Genomic DNA, 16763 nt, shown 5'->3' on the forward strand with positions numbered 1-16763 from the left:
ACGTAAACGGCAGGGCGATGCTCTTTGCGATCTGGCGAAACTTCATCAAGCGCATGACAGAGCGAAGGCCCGAGCTGATCTCGCCGGCGATGCGGGTCGGGCTGACGTCATCGCTCTGGACCTGGCAAGATTTCCTCGCCAAGCGGCTGTTTGCCGGAAGGATCTCGGGCTAGCCGCTTTCGGCGACGAGCTCGGCGCAGATCTGGCACGACGGTGTCCGCGAGAGTCGACACTCGAGCCCATCGACATCCAGATCCCGAAACAAGACTGCGACACGCGTCGCGTAGTCTCGTGACTACAACATTCTTCGGGTCACGTTGTGCTGAGGTTACTGCAGGTCCCGCTCTTCCAGGTCGTCCTCATCCAGTCCCAGGTAGTGACCCAGTTCGTGGTACAGCGTGCGTGCAATCTCCTCGCCCAGTTGCGCCCGTTCCGTGAAGCAACGTTCGAGGTTGCGCTTGAAGATCAGGATTCGTGCGGGGGCGTGACCGGGGCCCATCGACGAGTTGCTTTCCGATCGAGGGACACCGACGAACAGACCCAGTAGTTCCGGGTCCAGCGTGCCGTCGTCCGCTTGCAGGGCCTCGTCGTCGGGGAGCGGTTCGACGCTGACCACGACCTCGTCCAGCGCGCCACGCACCGACTCCGGCAACGCCGTCATCGCTAACTCCAGTATCGTCTCGAACTCGGCCGCTTCCAGACGGACGGGCAGCGGATAGCCCTGAGGATCCAGACGGTGAGCCTCGGCGAAGGCGTCGTCGGCCGCGTTCAGATCGCCGCCTCGCTCCAGCAACAGTCCCGACACCATGTGTCCGTCGGGATTGTGCCCGTCCTGTTCCAGGACTTGAATACACTGAGTTTGCGACTCTTCGAAGCGACACGACGCAAACAACGCGTGGGCCAGGTTGGCCCGAAACTCCGTGTCTTCCTCGTCCAGTTCGACGGCCCGCCGGAGATGCTCGACGGCCTCGGCCGCCGCACCCAGTTCAATATGGGCGATACCGGCGAGGAACCGCAGAACCGGATCGTCGGCACCGGCACCGGACAACGCGATTTCCGCCAGTCGGATGGCGGCCTCGGGTTGCTCACGATCCAGTGCTTCGTAGATCGCCGTGACCACCTGTAAATCCGGGTCGGGTGTTTGTTCCATTCCGGCATTCTATAGCCGGAGGTGGTATCGTCGCCCCTCTCGCCACCGGGAGCCGTAGCTTCCGGTTTTTCTGTCCAGAGGATCCACCCATGAGCCAGGAACGACGCCAGGATATCCGTAACCTTGCGATCATCGCCCACGTCGATCACGGGAAGACGACACTTGTCGACGCGATGCTCTGGCAGAGCGGCATCTTCCGCGAGAATCAAGAAGTCGCCGAACGCGTGATGGACTCCGGCGACCTGGAACGGGAGAAGGGCATCACGATCATGGCCAAGAACACGGCCATCGTCTATCGCGAGACCAAGATCAACATCGTCGACACACCGGGGCATGCCGACTTCGGTGGTGAGGTCGAGCGAACCCTGAAGATGGTCGACGGTGTCATGCTTCTCGTGGATGCCAGCGAGGGACCACTTCCGCAGACACGCTTCGTGCTGCGCAAGGCGTTCGAGGCCGGCCTGACGCCGATCGTCGTCATCAACAAGATCGATCGCAAGGATGCGCGCTCCGATGAGGTCTTGAACGAGGTCTACGACCTGTTCATCGATCTCGACGCCACGGAAGAGCAGCTGGAGTTCCCGGTGCTCTACACCGACGCGCGGAAGGGGATCTGTCGCGTCACGGCCGACGGCGAGGACCAGACGCTGGTACCGCTGCTGGAGCAGATTCTCAAGACGACTCCGCCACCGATCTACGACCCCGAGGAGGTGACCCAGTTCCTCCTCACCATGCTGGACTACGACGACTACCTGGGTCGGCTGGCACTTGGCCGCCTATTCAACGGCAAACTCCGCAAGGGGATGCAGGTCGCGCACTGTCGCGTCGACGGGACGATCGAGACCCGTCGTCTGACCAGTCTGTTCGGCTTCGACGGGCTGCGTCGGGTCGAGATCGAGGAGGCCGGCCCCGGTGACCTGGTGCAGGTCGCCGGTCTCGAGGGTGCCAACATCGGCGAGACCCTCTCGGACCCCGACAACCCCAAGCCGCTGCCGCCGATCAAGGTCGAGGAGCCGACCCTGGCGATGGTGCTGGCCGTCAACGATTCGCCCACGGCCGGTCTGGAAGGCAAACATGTCACCAGCCGCAAACTCCGCGAACGCCTGTTCAAGGAGATCCTGATCAACGTCTCGATCCGTGTCGAGGAGACCGACTCTCCCGATGCGTTCCGGCTCTCCGGTCGTGGAGAGCTGCAACTTGCGATCCTCGTCGAGATGATGCGTCGCGAGGGCTACGAGTTGACCGTCGGCAAGCCCGAGATCCTCACCCATGAGGAAGACGGCAAGACGATGGAGCCGATGGAGTTGATGGTCGTCGACTGCCCGGAAGAGCACATCGGTGTGGTCACCGAGAAGCTCGGTACCCGCAAGGGGCGCATGACCAAGATGGTCAATCACGGCAGCGGTCGTGTGCGGATGGAGTTTCGGGTTCCGGCCCGCGGCCTGCTGGGCTTCCGCACGGAGTTCCTCAGCGATACCAAGGGCTCGGGCATCATGAATCACATCTTCGACGGCTACGACGTCTGGCAGGGCAACATCCCGCATCGCATGACCGGCGCCCTCGTCGCCGACCGTCCCGGTCGAGTGACGGCCTATGCGGTCGAGCATCTCCAGTCTCGCGGCACGATCTTCGTGGCGCCCGGTGACTCGGTCTACGAAGGGATGATCGTCGGTGAGAACTCGCGACCGGATGACCTGGACGTCAACATCATCAAGGAAAAGAAGCTGACCAACATGCGGGCGTCCTCGTCCGACGCGACGATGCGACTGATCCCGCCGAAGACCATGAGTCTCGAGCAGACGCTCGAGTTCATCAAGGACGACGAGCTGGTGGAGGTCACTCCCAAGGCGTTCCGGCTGCGCAAGAAGATCCTCCGGGCCAACGCACGGCAGCGTAAGTCGTGAGCGGGTCGCTCGAGGTCCTCTGTCACACCGTCGGGCCGTTCGTGGAGAACTGTTACCTGATGGTCGGGCCGTCGGGGAAGAAGGCGGCCATCGTCGATCCCGGCGTGGAGACAGAGTTCCTGGCCGACGAACTGGATCGACGTGGGTTGGAGCTGGAGTGGATCATCAACACCCACGCCCACCTCGACCACGTCGCCTGCAATCACTTCTTCAAGGAGCGCACGAACGCGCCGATCATTCTGCATCGGGACGATCTGCCACTCCTCAAGGAGCTGCCGCGTCAGGGCGAGATGTTCGGGATTCAGGTGAAACCCTCTCCGGCCCCCGACGCCTGGTTCGAGGAGGGGCAGCCGTTCGTCTTCGACGGGCTGAACTTCGACGTCCTCCACACCCCCGGCCACAGCCCCGGCGGGGTCTGCCTGCGGCACGGGGAGGTCATGTGGGTGGGGGATACCCTTTTTCAGGGCTCCATCGGGCGGACCGATCTCTTCGGGGGCTCCCTCGAGGAACTGACCCAATCGATTCGCGGTAAACTGTTTTCGCTGCCGGGAGCCACTCGCTGTTTTCCCGGCCATGGACCGGCAACGACGCTTGACGCCGAACAACGGACCAATCCGTTCGTCGGTGACGCGGCGATCGCGGCCGGCGGACAGGACATCTCATGAGCGAAAGCCTCAGCCTCATCATTACCGGTCTGGCAGCCGCCTTCATCGGCGGGTTCTTCGGCTGGCTTCTGAACAATCGCTTCGGCGTGCGTTCGCTGGCCGCCACCAAGATGCGCACCGACGAACAGCTCCGCAGCGCGCGACGAGCGTCGGAGAAGCTGCGACGCCGGGTCGAGCTCGAAGCGAAGGAATCGATCCTGGGTCAGAAGGAGAAGTTCGATCGCGACCTGCGGTCGCGTAAGGGACAGCTCGCGAAGCGCGAACGGGATATCAGCGCCGCGCAGCAAGGGCTTCAGGATACCGAGGGCCAGCTGAAGCGTGAGGAAGAGAAGCTGACACAACGGCAGGCGGCGATGAACGATCTCGAGGCCGCCGCCCAGGGCAAACTCGAAGAGGCGGAGCGCACCTTCGACGAGCAGACCGACAAGCTGGCATCGGTGTCGGGGATGACCCGCGAAGAAGCCCGCCGACAGCTGCTGGCCAACCTGAAGGTCCAGGCCCGCCTCGACGCCGTCACGATGGTCAAGGAGATCCGTGACGAGGCCCGCAAGGGGGCCGATGCCGAGGCGCAGCGGATCCTGGCGATGGCCGTCGAACGGGCGGCTTCGGATTTCAGCTCGGAGCGGACCATCAGCATGTTCGACCTCCCCGAGGGCAGCGACCTCAAGGGCCGCATCATCGGACAGGAAGGCAAGAACATCCGCGCGTTCGAGGCGGCCACCGGGATCCAGCTGTTGATCGACGAGGAGGCCAACAAGATCACGCTGTCGGGATACAACCCGGTCAAGCGCGAGATCGCCCGTCGCGTCCTGACGACTCTGGTCAAGGACGGGCATATCCATCCGAAGCGAATCGACGACCTGACGAAGCGCAACACGCGACGACTCGACGACGAGATGCGCAAGGCCGGGCAGGAGACCGTCAAGGAGTTGAAACTCAAGAAGGTCCACCCCGAGATCGTCAAGCTGCTGGGTCGCCTGCGCTACCGAACCTCTTACGGGCAGAACGTCCTCAACCACTCGAAGGAGGTCGCCTACCTCACCGGTATGTTGGCGGCGGAGTTGCGTCTCGACGAGCGCGAGGCTCGACGGGCTGGACTGTTACACGACATCGGTAAGGCGATCGACTACGAGCGCGAGGGGACTCATCCGGAGATCGGTGCCGAGGTGGCAACCCAGTGCGGCGAGTCCGACGCCGTTGTCAACGCGATCGCGTCCCATCATGAAGATTGTGAGATGACGACACCGATCTCGGTGCTGGTGTCGGCGGCCGATTCGCTCTCCGGCGCAAGACCCGGCGCGCGACGCAAGACCGTCGCGGAGTACATCAAGCGGATCGAGAAGCTCGAAGAACTGGCCAACGACATGAAGGGTGTCGATCAGTCGTACGCGATTCAGGCGGGTCGAGAGATCCGTGTCATCGCGAAGTCCCGTCAAACCGACGATGCCCAGGTCGAGATGATCGCCTCCGATCTGGCCGGCAAGATTCAGTCGGAGATGGACTATCCCGGGAAGGTCAAGGTGACGGTCATCCGCGAGCTGCGGGCCGTCGAGCACGCTCGTTGACGGGCGGTTCCGGCGCGTTGCTGACGTCCTCCGTCGGTGCGGCCCTCCTGACCGGGATCTTCCATACGCTGATTCCCGACCACTGGTTACCCTTCGCCCTCATCGGCCGCGCGCGGGGTTGGTCGGGGTGGCGTACCGGTTGGGTCGCCGTCGCGTCCGGCATCCTGCACGTGATGCTGTCGATCGTCCTGGCCCTCTTGGCTCTTGGCGCCGGTCGTTCGACGGCCTCCTTCTGGGGCGAGACCCTCGAACAGGCAGGCCCGTATCTGTTGATCGTCTTCGGCCTGCTGTACGCGCTCTGGTCCTGGCGCAAGGGCGGCCACTTCCACCCCGGTGGCGACTGGGTCCATGGGGCCGATGCCGGGCATCACTGTAGTGGAGACGAGGGACCGTCCCACCCGGAGCATCTGCATTACCACGCCGATGAGGGTTGGATTCGAAACAAATCCAGTCTCGGGGCGTGGGCCCTGGCGCTCCTGGTCGGTGCCAACCCGTGTGTGCTCTTGATGCCGATCGTCGTCGCTGCAGACGGTAACGGACGGGTCGCGATGACCGCCGTGCTGCTCTCCTACGCGATCCCGACCATCTTGTTGATGGGTGGGTTGTCGGCGTTTGCCGTCGCTCGGTTGCGTGCAATCAAGCTTCCCGCCGGCGTGCGATTCATGGAGCCGGTTAGCGGGCTCCTCGTCGCGGTTGTAGGAGTCGTTGTCCTGCTGATCCATCGGTTAGCGGGGTGAATCTACGGAACGCCACTGTCGCCGACGCGGCGGCGTGTCTCGCGACCTACGGGCCGATCGTTCGCGACACTGCGATCTCTTTCGAACTCGAGGTCCCGGATAGGAAAACGTTCACCGAGCGGATCGCGGTGGCGTTGGATCGTTACGCCTGGCTCGTGGCCGAAGACGACGACGGCCTGCTGGGTTACGCGTACGCCACCGCCCACCGAGATCGCGAGGCGTATCGGTATGCCGTCGAGACCTCGGTCTACGTAGGGGAAGCTCGCCGACGGGGTGGAGTGGGAAAAGCGCTTTACCATCGATTGTTCGAGGTGATCGCCGACCGCGGTTTCTACAACGCGTACGCCGGTGTAACCGTTCCCAATCCCGCCAGTCTCGCGTTTCACAAGGCGTGTGGGTTCGTGGAGATCGGGGTCTTTCCCGCCGTCGGCTTCAAGCTCGGCGCGTGGCAGGATGTATCCTGGTGGCATCGCAATCTGAGAACCGGAACACCGGAGGACTGACGCCATGACCTGCATCCACAGCGCGCCCAACGGTTTCGAGGTCCACAACCTGAAGAACGTTCTGGAGGCCAGCGGCATCCGCTGCGAAGTTCGTGGCGAGTTTCGCAAGTCCGGCGCCGGTGAGTTGCCTCTCAACGAGTGCTGGGTTGAGTTGTGGCTACTGGATGACGCGCGGATGGACGAGGCCAAGAAACTGTTGGTCGATTTACAGCGGACGGATCGGGCGGACTGGACCTGTAAGGGCTGCGGCGAGTCGGTGGAGGGGCAGTTCAGCCGCTGCTGGAACTGCGGCCATACTGCGGACGACGAGTCCTGAGGTCTGCTAAAGTGACTCTCCGAATTACCAAGAGGATGCGATGAGTCAAGACCTTCTCACCAAGGAAAATATCGAGTATCAGCAACGAGCCCGGGAGGTCGCCGACAAGGCGATGCGTCCGGTGGCGGCCAAGTATGACGTCGCCCAGGAGTATCCGTGGGAGGTTCAGCGCGCCATCCGCGAGGCCGGACTCTCCGGTGTCTGGATTCCCAAGGAGTACGGCGGCGAGGACGGCGGCGTCCTGAACCTGTGCCTCGTGGTGGAGGAGTTCTCCCGTGCCTGTGGTGGCATGGGTGTGGGATACGCCGTCAATGCGCTCGGCACATTTCCGCTGATCGTCGGTGGCACCGAGGAACAGAGACAGCGCTGGCTCCCCGACGTGGCGTCGGGTGAGAAGCTCGTGGCGTTCGGCCTCTCGGAGAAGGACGCCGGGTCCGATGCCGGTGGGATGACGACTCGGGCGGAGTTGGACGGAGATCACTATGTCCTCAACGGTGAGAAGAAGTGGAACACCGGTGGGGCCGTGGCCTCGCTCAACACGATCTTCTGCGTGACGACTCCCGATCGTGGAGCCCGTGGCGTGTCGGCCATCGTCGTCGACAAGGACACGCCGGGTTATCGCGTGGGCAAGCACGAAGACAAGATGGGGATCCGCTGTGTACCGGTCGTCGAGATCCATCTCGAGGATTGCCGGGTGCCCGCGGCCAACCTGTTGGGTGGGCTCGAGGGGCGTGGCTTCAAGCACGCGATGATGACCCTGGACCTGGCCCGACCCGGGGTGGCGGCTCAGGCTGTCGGTCTGGCACAGGGCGCACTGGACCTGGCCATCCAGTACACCGGCAAGCGTAAGCAGTTCGGTCAGTCCATCAGTTCGTTCCAGGGGATCCAGTGGATGCTTGCCGACATGGCAACCCAGATCGAGGCGGCTCGCCAGCTGGTCCATGCGGCGGCCCGTGGTGCCGACGCAGGCTCCAAGCACAACTCCAAGCGAGCCGCGATGTGCAAGCTGTTCGCCACCGACATGGCGATGAAGGTCACCACCGACGCCGTGCAACTGTTCGGTGGCTACGGCTATATCAAGGACTACCCCATCGAGAAGTACATGCGGGACGCCAAGATCACGCAGATCTACGAGGGCACCAACCAGATCCAGCGGCTGGTGATCGCCCGGGCCCTGCTCCGTGAGGCGGCCTCGGCCGCCGAGGGCGAGGAGGGGTAGCCCCCGCGGTGCCAATTCGGCGGTCCGACTGTCACCCCGCGTCAGCCTGACGTCCAATGGGTGACACCCTCGGGCCTCGGCCGACCCCACGAACGGGTTTTCAAGGAGGTTTTCCCAAATTTCGATTCTCTCGCAGGCTTGGCATTGCAGTTGCAATGTAGGGGCGGCATAGGACATGACCTCCTCCTGGTCAGAACCTTGGCCCTCTTCGAGCCTGATGGAAATGCCCCCCCGCAGGCTCGAAGGGGGCCATATTTTTTGTCCCAGCCACCTTCCAGCCTGAACGAGCAGTTCCTCGACGCCGCCGTCGAGTTGATGGGCCGGTCCGGACGTCGTGGCACGGTCCGGGTCGAGGGTCGCAGCATGCGACCGATCCTGGACAGCGATGACGTGGTCGCCATCGATTTCGAGTCCCGCCCGCCCCGTTTCGGCGACCTTCTCCTCTTCCGGCAGCTCGACTACCTGGTCATCCATCGCGCCGTCGGCAACGCCCGCCGCCGACCCGACGCCCGCGGTCCGCGGTATCGGACCCGTGGCGACTCGGTCAGTCGGTTGGATCCCGTGGTCGTTCCAGAACGGATTGTCGGTCGTGCCGTGGCGATCTACGACGGTAAGGAGTGGTGGGATCTGGATCGTCTTGGCGCACGTCTCTACGCGTGGGAGATCGCGCTCCACGATCTGTTCTGGGCCGGCGCCGGAGCGATTGCACGGCGGGGGGATCGTGGCCTGAAGCGGATAGGGATCCGAGCGTTGATCGAGCCGATGGTGGCGTGGGTCGATCGGACCTCCTTGCGTCTTGTTCATCCGCTCATATTTTGGCTGTCGCATCGCCGTGTGAAGGATCGAGCCGACCTGGACGCGATGCTCGGCTAACGTGCGGCCGCTGCTATACTAACGGGATGCTTAACGCACTCATCACCAAGGTCGTCGGCTCAAAGAACGACCGCCTTCTAAAGAAGCTCCAGCCCGGCGTCGTGCGGATCAACGATCTCGAGTCGACGACCCAGGAGCTGTCCGACGACCAACTGCGGGAGAAGCGTGGCGAGTTCCGTGGTCGGATCGACGCCGGCGAGTCTCTCGACGAACTGTTGCCCGAGGCGTTCGCCGTCGTACGCGAAGCCGCCAAGCGTGTGCTGGGCATGCGGCACTACGACGTCCAGTTGATCGGCGGCATGGTGCTCCATCGCGGCACCATCGCAGAGATGAAGACCGGTGAGGGCAAGACGTTGATGGCGACGCTGCCGTCGTACCTCAACGGTCTCGGTGGCAAGGGTGTCCACATCGTCACCGTCAACGACTACCTGGCCTCCCGTGACGCGGAGTGGATGGGTCAGGTCCATCGGTTCCTCGGGCTGTCAGTCGGTTGTGTGAAGCACAGCCTCTCCGACAAGGAACGGCAGGACGCCTACGGCGCCGACATCACCTACGGCACCAACAACGAGTTCGGCTTCGACTACCTGCGCGACAACATGAAGTTCTCGATCGAGTCGATGGTCCAGCGAGGTCACAACTTCGCCATCGTGGACGAGGTGGACTCGATCCTGATCGACGAGGCCCGCACGCCGTTAATCATCAGCGGACCGGCCGAGGAGTCCACCGACAAGTACCAGCGCATCAACAAGATCATCCCGCGGCTCGAGAAGGGCGCCGTCATCCAGGGCGGCAAGGACTACGAGGTCGAGCACACCGGCGACTACGTCGTCGACGAGAAGTCCCGCACCGTGACGCTGTCCGATAAGGGCGTCGAGCGTTGTCAGGAGCTGCTGGGCCTCGAGAATCTCTACGACCCACAGCACATGGATCTGGTCCATCACATCAATCAGGCGCTCAAGGCCCACGTGCTGTTCAAGCGGGACGTGGACTACATGATCAAGGACGGTCAGGTGGTCATCGTCGACGAGTTTACCGGTCGCCTGATGCCGGGGCGACGCTGGGGCGACGGACAACACCAGGCAGTCGAGGCCAAGGAAGGCGTTCGCGTCGAGCGCGAGAACCAGACGCTGGCGACCATCACGTTCCAGAACTACTTCCGGATGTACGACAAGCTCTCCGGCATGACCGGTACTGCCGATACCGAAGCCATCGAGTTCGACAAGATCTACGAGCTGGAGGTGGCGATCATCCCCACCAACCGGCAGTTGATCCGCATCGAACATCCCGACGCCATCTATGGCACCACTGAAGAGAAGTGGCGTGCCGTGGTCGAAGAGATCCGCTCGCTTCAGGAACGTGGGCAGCCGGTGCTGGTCGGCACGGTCACCATCGAGAGTTCCGAGAAGCTGGCGGGGATGCTGAAGCGGGCCGGTATCAAGCATGTCGTCCTCAACGCCAAGTTCCACGAGATGGAGGCCGAGATCGTGGCCCAGGCCGGGCGTCTGGGGGCGGTAACGATCGCCACCAACATGGCCGGTCGCGGGACCGACATCCTGCTCGGTGGAAATCCGGAGTTTCTCGCACGTCAGACCCTGATACGCGACGGGCTTAAAACCGACGACCCCAACTGGGAGGGTCGATTCAAGAGCGAGCTCGAGACCGCTGAGAAGGAATGCAAGACGGAGCACGTCGAGGTGATCGAGCAGGGTGGCCTGTCGATCCTCGGCACCGAGCGTCACGAGTCTCGTCGGATCGACAATCAGCTGCGCGGTCGTGCCGGTCGTCAGGGAGATCCCGGCGATTCTCGTTTCTTCCTGTCGATGGAAGACGACCTGATGCGGATCTTCGCCGGCGACAAGATGCGATCGGCCATGCAGCGTCTGGGTCTTGAGAAAGATGTCCCGATCGAGTCGGGTATCGTCTCCAAGTCGATCGAACGGGCCCAGAAGCAGGTCGAGCAGCGCAACTTCGAGACGCGCAAACACCTGCTTGAGTACGACGACGTCAACAACAAGCAGCGTCAGCAGATCTACGAACTCCGACGCAGCATCCTCGACGGCAAGGAACAGGACGACTACGTCAAGGATACGGCCCGGGACATTCTCGGGTTCACCGTGCAGGAGACGCTTGCCAGCGAGTCCAGCCCCGACAACTGGGATATGGCGAAGCTGAGCATCCAACTCCGGGAGCACTTCGGTCACGACCCCCTGGAGGGGGGAGAGATCGAGATCGCCACGCTGGATCTGGAGCAGATCGAGCCGGCGATCTGGGAGCGCCTCGATCGGTTCTACCGGGCCAAGGAAGAGCGAGTCGGTGCCGAGCCGATGCGTTACTACGAGCGACACATCCTGATGCAGGTCATCGACGGCGCGTGGAAGGATCACCTGCTGGCGATGGATCATCTCAAGGATGGCATCGGGCTGCGGGCTTACGGCCAGCGTGATCCGCTGATCGAGTACAAGAGAGAGTCGTTCGACATGTTCGGGCAGATGAAGGAACGGATCGAGAACGACTCGGTCCGATTCATGTTCACCTTCGAGCCGATGACCGACGAGGACCGTCGGGCCGAAGCCGATCGCCGACAACGAGAACAGCAGCAGATCTTCGAGGCGGCCTCCAAGGCGAAGAGCGGCGTGACGGCCCGGGGCGGCGTCGAGCAGGTCCAGCGCAAGGGCGATAAGGTCGGGCGCAACTCGCCGTGTCCCTGTGGATCGGGGAAGAAATACAAGCGATGTCACGGGGCCAAATCCACGTAGCCGCCGGACGACGATTCATCTAGAATGCCGCAACCCCGGCAGCGAAGCCGGGCGGAGGTGGCATGATCGAGTTCCCGATCCCCGAGGGGCTGACCTTCGATGACGTGATGTTGCTCCCCGGCAGCAGCGACGTCCTGCCCAGTGGCGTCAACACCGGCACGCGTCTGACACGTCAGATCGAATTGAACATCCCGTTGATCTCGTCGGCGATGGACACGGTGACCGAGTCGTCGCTGGCCATCGCCATCGCCCAGGAGGGCGGGATCGGCATCGTCCACAAGAACCTCACCATCGAGGATCAGGCCGACGAGATCGACAAGGTCAAGCGCTCCGAGTCGGGGATGATCGTCAACCCGATCACCCTGCGACCGCAGCAGAAGATCTCCGACGCCCTGGAGTTGATGAGTCGCTATCGGATCTCCGGTGTCCCGGTCACCGAGGACGACGGGCGTCTGGTGGGCATCCTGACCAACCGCGATCTACGGTTCTGCACCACGCCGGACATGCCGGTTCGCGATCTGATGACCGCCGATGGCCTGGTGACGGTACCCGTCGGGACGACTCTGGAACAGGCCAAGGAACTGCTGCACCAACATCGCATCGAGAAGTTGCCGGTGGTGGACGAGAACCACCGTCTCAGCGGCCTGATCACCGTCAAGGATATTCAGAAACAGATCACCTATCCCCTGGCCTGCAAGGACAGTTTCGGACGGCTGCGGGTCGGCGCCGCCATCGGTGTCGGAACCGACACCGACGATCGGGCCCAGGCCCTGATCGACGCGCATGTCGACGTCCTCGTCGTCGACACCGCCCACGGTCACAGCGCGACGGTGTTGGCCACCGTCGAGCGAATGCGGAACCGCTACCCCGACGTCTCGCTGGTCGGTGGCAACGTCGCCACACGCGATGGGGCGCAGGCCCTGATCGATCGCGGAGTCGATGCCGTCAAGGTCGGTGTCGGTCCCGGCAGTATCTGCACGACCCGGGTCGTGACCGGTGCCGGTGTGCCGCAACTGACCGCCATCGTCGAGGCGGCGAAGGCCTGTCGCGAGGCCGACGTCCCGCTGATCGCGGATGGCGGGATCAAGTTCTCCGGCGACATCACCAAGGCCCTGGCCGCCGGTGCCCAGTCGGTGATGATCGGCAGCCTGTTTGCCGGGGCCGAGGAGTCTCCCGGCGAGACGGTCCTGTTCCAGGGGCGGACGTTCAAGGAGTACCGCGGCATGGGGTCGATCGGGGCCATGAAGCAGGGCTCCAAGGATCGCTATTTCCAGGACGATTTCGAAGAGAAGAAGCTGGTCCCCGAGGGGATCGAGGGCCGCGTGCCGTACAAGGGCACCCTCACCGCTCTGGCGTCCCAGTTGATGGGCGGACTTCGTGCGGGAATGGGTTACCTGGGTGCGGCGACGATCCCCGAGCTCCACGAGCGGTCACGGTTCGTCCGGCTGACCTCGGCCGGGCTTCGGGAGTCCCACGCCCACGACGTGATCATCACGAAGGAAGCGCCCAACTACCGGCTGGACTGATCGATCGCGTCTGCGACCTCGTTCATCGGGCTCCCGAAGGAACCCAGTTCGATCCGTCGGGAATCCTCGCCGATGTCGTGAAGTCGGATGTGGATCGCATCGCGACGCAGGTGACGGGGGAGACGCTCGCCCCACTCGACCACCACCACGCCGCCACCGGACGAGATTTCATCGATACCGATCTCTTCCGTGTCGGCCTCCTCGGTCAAGCGATACAGGTCGACATGGAACATCGGAACGCGCCCACCGCTGTACTCCTGCACCAACATGTAGGAGGGGGAGTGGACATCCTCGGGCGCGACTCCCAGGCCGGCCGCCAGGCCCCGAACCATCACCGTCTTGCCGAGACCCAGGTCGCCCTCGAGGACGATCACCTCGCCGCCGCGAAGACCCCGGGCCATCGCCTGACCCAACTCGTAGGTCTCCTTCTCGCTCAACGAGAAGACGGTCTGCGGTCGGTTCACGACTCGGCCCTCATCTGAATCGAAGTGGGCAGCATCTCAACGAGATCGGACGCGATCATGCCGTCCTGACCCAGGAGCTCTGCGGCCCGGTCGCCGGCGTCGCCGTGGATCTGGACCGCCAGGCAGGCGGCCTCGTAGGGGGCGATGCCGCGGGCCAGGAACGCGCCCAGCAGACCGGTGAGGACGTCGCCGGTGCCGGCGGTGGCCATCCCTGCGTTCCCCGTGATGTTGACGGCCACATCGCCCTCGGGGGATCCGATCAACGTGTGCTCCCCTTTAAGAACCACCACGACCTTCCAGCCCTCCACCAGTCGCTCCAACGCCTGTAGGCGGTCCGACTGAACCTGTTGCGTCGTCCAGCCCAGTAGCCGGGCGGCCTCCCCCGGGTGGGGGGTGAGGACCGTTCCGGCCTGAGGCCGCGTCGCGACCCAGGCCGGATCGGCTCCACCCCGTGCCAGGGCGTTCACTCCATCCGCGTCGATAACCATGGGTTCCCGGAGACGACCGGTCAAGCTGCGGACCCAGGCGACGGTCTCGTCGTCCAGGCCCAGGCCGGGACCCAGGGCCACCGCGTCGAAACCCATGGCTCTCTGCTCCAGCGTCTCTCGATCGGCGGCGTTCAGCCCGAGGGTCATCAGCTCCGCCTGCTGGCAGGCGATCTCGGGTCGGACAGCCTCGGGGCAGGCGACCGTTACCAGTCCCACACCGCCGCGCAGGGCGCCCCGCCCGGCGAGCACCGCGGCGCCGCTCTTCCCGACACTACCCGCCACCAGCAGGAGATGGCCGTGGACGCCCTTGTGGCTGTCCGTCGGTCGAAGCGGCAGGCTCTGCGGGTCGTTGACACGGAGACGACAGGCGACGGATGCCACCGCCTCGTCGGGGATCCCGATCGGAAGCAGCGACCAGTTCGTCGCAAAGGTCATGGCCGGTCTGAGGTATCGACAGAGTTTGGGGCGACAGAGCATGTACGCTCGATCGACCCGCAGGGCGACACCGGGCACCGACGCAGAGTCCGCGTCGAGACCCGACGGCAGGTCGATGGAGGTCATCGCCGGGCCAATGCGATTGAGGTCGTCGATCACCGTCCGCAGCAACCCACGAACCGCATCCTTCAGTCCCGTGCCGAGCAGACCGTCCAGCACCACGGTGTCGGAGTCGAACGCCTTGGCCCGATCCTTCCACGTCACTTCATCGGGGATCTCGACGACCTCGACCCCCGCATCGCGGGCCTTCGCAAGATGGTGGGCCGCGTCTTCGGGGAGCGACGCGGCATCGGCGAACAACAGGACGGTCGGCGACCCACCGGCCTCTTGCAAGAGGCGCGCGACGACGAGACCGTCGCCTCCGTTGTTGCCCTTGCCGCACAGGATCCACGGAGACGGCGATTCGGTCTCGCTCTCGTCGAGACGTGGTTCGTCCTGAAGCCACGCCGACGCCACGGCGCGACCGGCGTTCTCCATCAGGGTGCTGCCGGGGATGCCGAGGGTCTCGATGGCGTAGCGGTCGATGGATCGCATCTGCTCGCTGTTGACGATTTCCATCGGGCTCTCCCTCATTCGGTCCGACCCCCTGCAACATATCAACGGTGGGCTGCTAACATCCACGCGACGGAGAACCCCATGCCCCTACGCTTCCTCACAGCCGGCGAATCCCACGGCCCCGAACTGACCGTTATCGTCGAGGGCCTCCCCGCCGGCGTGACGGTGGATCCGGGGTGGATCGATCGCCAGCTGATCCGGCGGATGGGCGGCCATGGCCGCGGCGGTCGGATGAAGATCGAGAAGGACCGGGTGGTCGTCACCGGTGGGGTTCGCTGGGGGAAGACCCTCGGCTCGCCGGTCTCGATGCGGATCCCCAACCTGGATCACGCCAACTGGCAGGCCGCCATGTCTCCGCTGGGAGAGCGTCCCGAGGGCGACGATGCCCGTTCCGTCACACGCCCCCGCCCGGGCCACGCGGACCTGGCCGGTGCGCTGAAGTACGGGACCCACGATGCGCGGGATATCCTCGAGCGCTCCAGCGCACGGGAGACGGCGGCCCGGACGGCCGCCGGGGCGCTGGCCCAGTCGCTGCTGGCCGCCGTGGGCATCCGAGTCACCAGTCACACGCTGTCGGTGGGGGCGGCCTGTGTGGCGCCGTTGTCGCCTGAGGACTTTGAGCGTCTGCTGTCGCTGGACGACGACGCACCGATGCGCACCCTGGACCCCGACGACCAACAGCGGCTGACCGCCGCCGTCGACGAGGCGCGGAACCGGCGGGACTCCGTCGGTGGTAGCTTCGAGATCCTGGCCGACGGCGTTCCGATCGGGCTGGGGAGTCACACCCACTGGGACCGTCGTCTGGATGGACGGCTGGCCGGTGCGCTCTGCTCGATCCAGGCGGTCAAGGCCGTCAGCATCGGCGAGGGGATCGAGGGCGCGTCCCGCTTCGGCAGCGAGCAACACGACGAGATCCTGTACCAACCCGATCGTGGCTTCGTTCGTCCGACCAACCGCGCCGGCGGCATCGAGGGCGGCATCACAAACGGCGAGATGATCCGCGTGAGCGCCTACTTCAAACCGCTGGCGTCGCTTCCGCAACCGTTACGTAGCGTCGACCTGGTCTCCAAGGAACCGTTCGAGGCCGTGCGGGAGCGCACCGACACGATCCCCATCGTCGCCGCTGGTGTCGTCGGCGAGGCGATGATGGCGTGGGTCCTGGCCGACGAGTTGACGGTCAAGTTCGGGGGCGACCGGTTGGACGAGTTGACCCGCAATCTCGACGGTTATCGTCGCTCGTTGACGGATTACTAGGATTCCAGCGTGCCAAAAAAATTGGGGCGGTAGCTGACGCCACCGCCCCAAGCTTGGCAATCGTGTACTCCCTCATGGAGGGAGGTGGGCTACACGATCAATGCCGTCAGGTGGACATGCAGCCGACGCAATCCCCCCCGGTCATACCGGCTGCCCGCGTCCACCCTAAGGATCCGCTGAAACGTCCATAGGGTCGCGGAACCAATCTCAAGGTACGGTGGACCCAGGGGCGAGTAAAGCCCTGAAAGATGACCGATTCGGACTTTCTTAGGACGGATTTAACCGGGGGCGGA

At 64.1% G+C, this 16763-nt stretch carries 14 protein-coding genes; 11 read left to right on the plus strand and 3 right to left on the minus strand.

What is annotated here, in order from left to right; translation table 11 throughout:
- Window positions 1-328: 328 nt before the first annotated feature.
- Complete coding sequence (locus tag OES25_08095) at window positions 329-1150, minus strand: metallopeptidase family protein (GenBank protein MDH3627603.1); 822 nt, start codon at window positions 1148-1150, stop codon at window positions 329-331.
- Between the two features lie 89 nt (window positions 1151-1239).
- Between OES25_08095 and typA the strand changes: the two genes are divergently transcribed.
- The 10 genes from typA to guaB all read left to right on the plus strand — a co-directional run bounded on the left by typA (window position 1240) and on the right by guaB (window position 13214).
- Complete coding sequence (gene typA / locus OES25_08100; protein MDH3627604.1) at window positions 1240-3054, plus strand: translational GTPase TypA; 1815 nt, start codon at window positions 1240-1242, stop codon at window positions 3052-3054.
- Entirely contained in the window at window positions 3051-3719 is a 669-nt protein-coding gene (locus OES25_08105; GenBank protein ID MDH3627605.1) for an MBL fold metallo-hydrolase, read from the plus strand. Before typA ends, OES25_08105 begins: the two co-directional genes overlap by 4 nt.
- Window positions 3716-5284, plus strand: a complete 1569-nt coding sequence (gene rny / locus OES25_08110) for a ribonuclease Y (protein MDH3627606.1) — start codon at window positions 3716-3718, stop codon at window positions 5282-5284. Before OES25_08105 ends, rny begins: the two co-directional genes overlap by 4 nt.
- Complete coding sequence (locus OES25_08115) at window positions 5281-6021, plus strand: hypothetical protein (GenBank protein MDH3627607.1); 741 nt, start codon at window positions 5281-5283, stop codon at window positions 6019-6021. The genes rny and OES25_08115 overlap by 4 nt, the downstream gene beginning before the upstream one ends.
- Window positions 6018-6524 carry a GNAT family N-acetyltransferase gene (locus OES25_08120; GenBank protein MDH3627608.1) on the plus strand — a complete coding sequence of 169 codons (507 nt, stop codon included), beginning with the start codon at window positions 6018-6020 and terminating at the stop codon, window positions 6522-6524. Before OES25_08115 ends, OES25_08120 begins: the two co-directional genes overlap by 4 nt.
- A 4-nt stretch (window positions 6525-6528) precedes the next feature.
- Window positions 6529-6840, plus strand: a complete 312-nt coding sequence (locus OES25_08125) for a DUF2007 domain-containing protein (protein MDH3627609.1) — start codon at window positions 6529-6531, stop codon at window positions 6838-6840.
- Window positions 6841-6880: 40 nt separating this feature from the next.
- Window positions 6881-8059, plus strand: coding sequence for an acyl-CoA dehydrogenase family protein (locus OES25_08130; protein MDH3627610.1), 1179 nt, complete (start codon window positions 6881-6883; stop codon window positions 8057-8059).
- A gap of 258 nt (window positions 8060-8317) precedes the next feature.
- A complete protein-coding gene (locus tag OES25_08135) occupies window positions 8318-8932 on the plus strand; it encodes a S26 family signal peptidase (GenBank protein ID MDH3627611.1) in 615 nt (204 codons plus the stop codon).
- Between the two features lie 26 nt (window positions 8933-8958).
- Window positions 8959-11688, plus strand: coding sequence for a preprotein translocase subunit SecA (secA, locus tag OES25_08140; protein MDH3627612.1), 2730 nt, complete (start codon window positions 8959-8961; stop codon window positions 11686-11688).
- Between the two features lie 62 nt (window positions 11689-11750).
- Window positions 11751-13214 carry an IMP dehydrogenase gene (gene guaB, locus OES25_08145; protein MDH3627613.1) on the plus strand — a complete coding sequence of 488 codons (1464 nt, stop codon included), beginning with the start codon at window positions 11751-11753 and terminating at the stop codon, window positions 13212-13214.
- Here guaB and tsaE read toward each other — a convergent pair.
- Together tsaE and OES25_08155 are read right to left on the minus strand one after the other, a co-directional pair.
- Window positions 13199-13678 (minus strand): tRNA (adenosine(37)-N6)-threonylcarbamoyltransferase complex ATPase subunit type 1 TsaE, encoded by a 480-nt coding sequence (gene tsaE, locus OES25_08150; GenBank protein MDH3627614.1) that lies wholly within the window; start codon window positions 13676-13678, stop codon window positions 13199-13201. The genes guaB and tsaE overlap by 16 nt on opposite strands.
- Window positions 13675-15219 carry an NAD(P)H-hydrate dehydratase gene (locus tag OES25_08155; protein ID MDH3627615.1) on the minus strand — a complete coding sequence of 515 codons (1545 nt, stop codon included), beginning with the start codon at window positions 15217-15219 and terminating at the stop codon, window positions 13675-13677. The genes tsaE and OES25_08155 overlap by 4 nt, the downstream gene beginning before the upstream one ends.
- 78 nt (window positions 15220-15297) lie before the next feature.
- Here OES25_08155 and aroC point away from each other — a divergent pair, with 78 nt between their 5' ends.
- Window positions 15298-16470 (plus strand): chorismate synthase, encoded by a 1173-nt coding sequence (gene aroC, locus OES25_08160; protein MDH3627616.1) that lies wholly within the window; start codon window positions 15298-15300, stop codon window positions 16468-16470.
- The last annotated feature ends 293 nt before the right edge of the window (window positions 16471-16763 follow it).

The organism is Acidobacteriota bacterium (assembly GCA_029861955.1).
In the GTDB taxonomy this organism is placed as follows: Bacteria; Acidobacteriota; Polarisedimenticolia; order Polarisedimenticolales; family Polarisedimenticolaceae; genus JAOTYK01.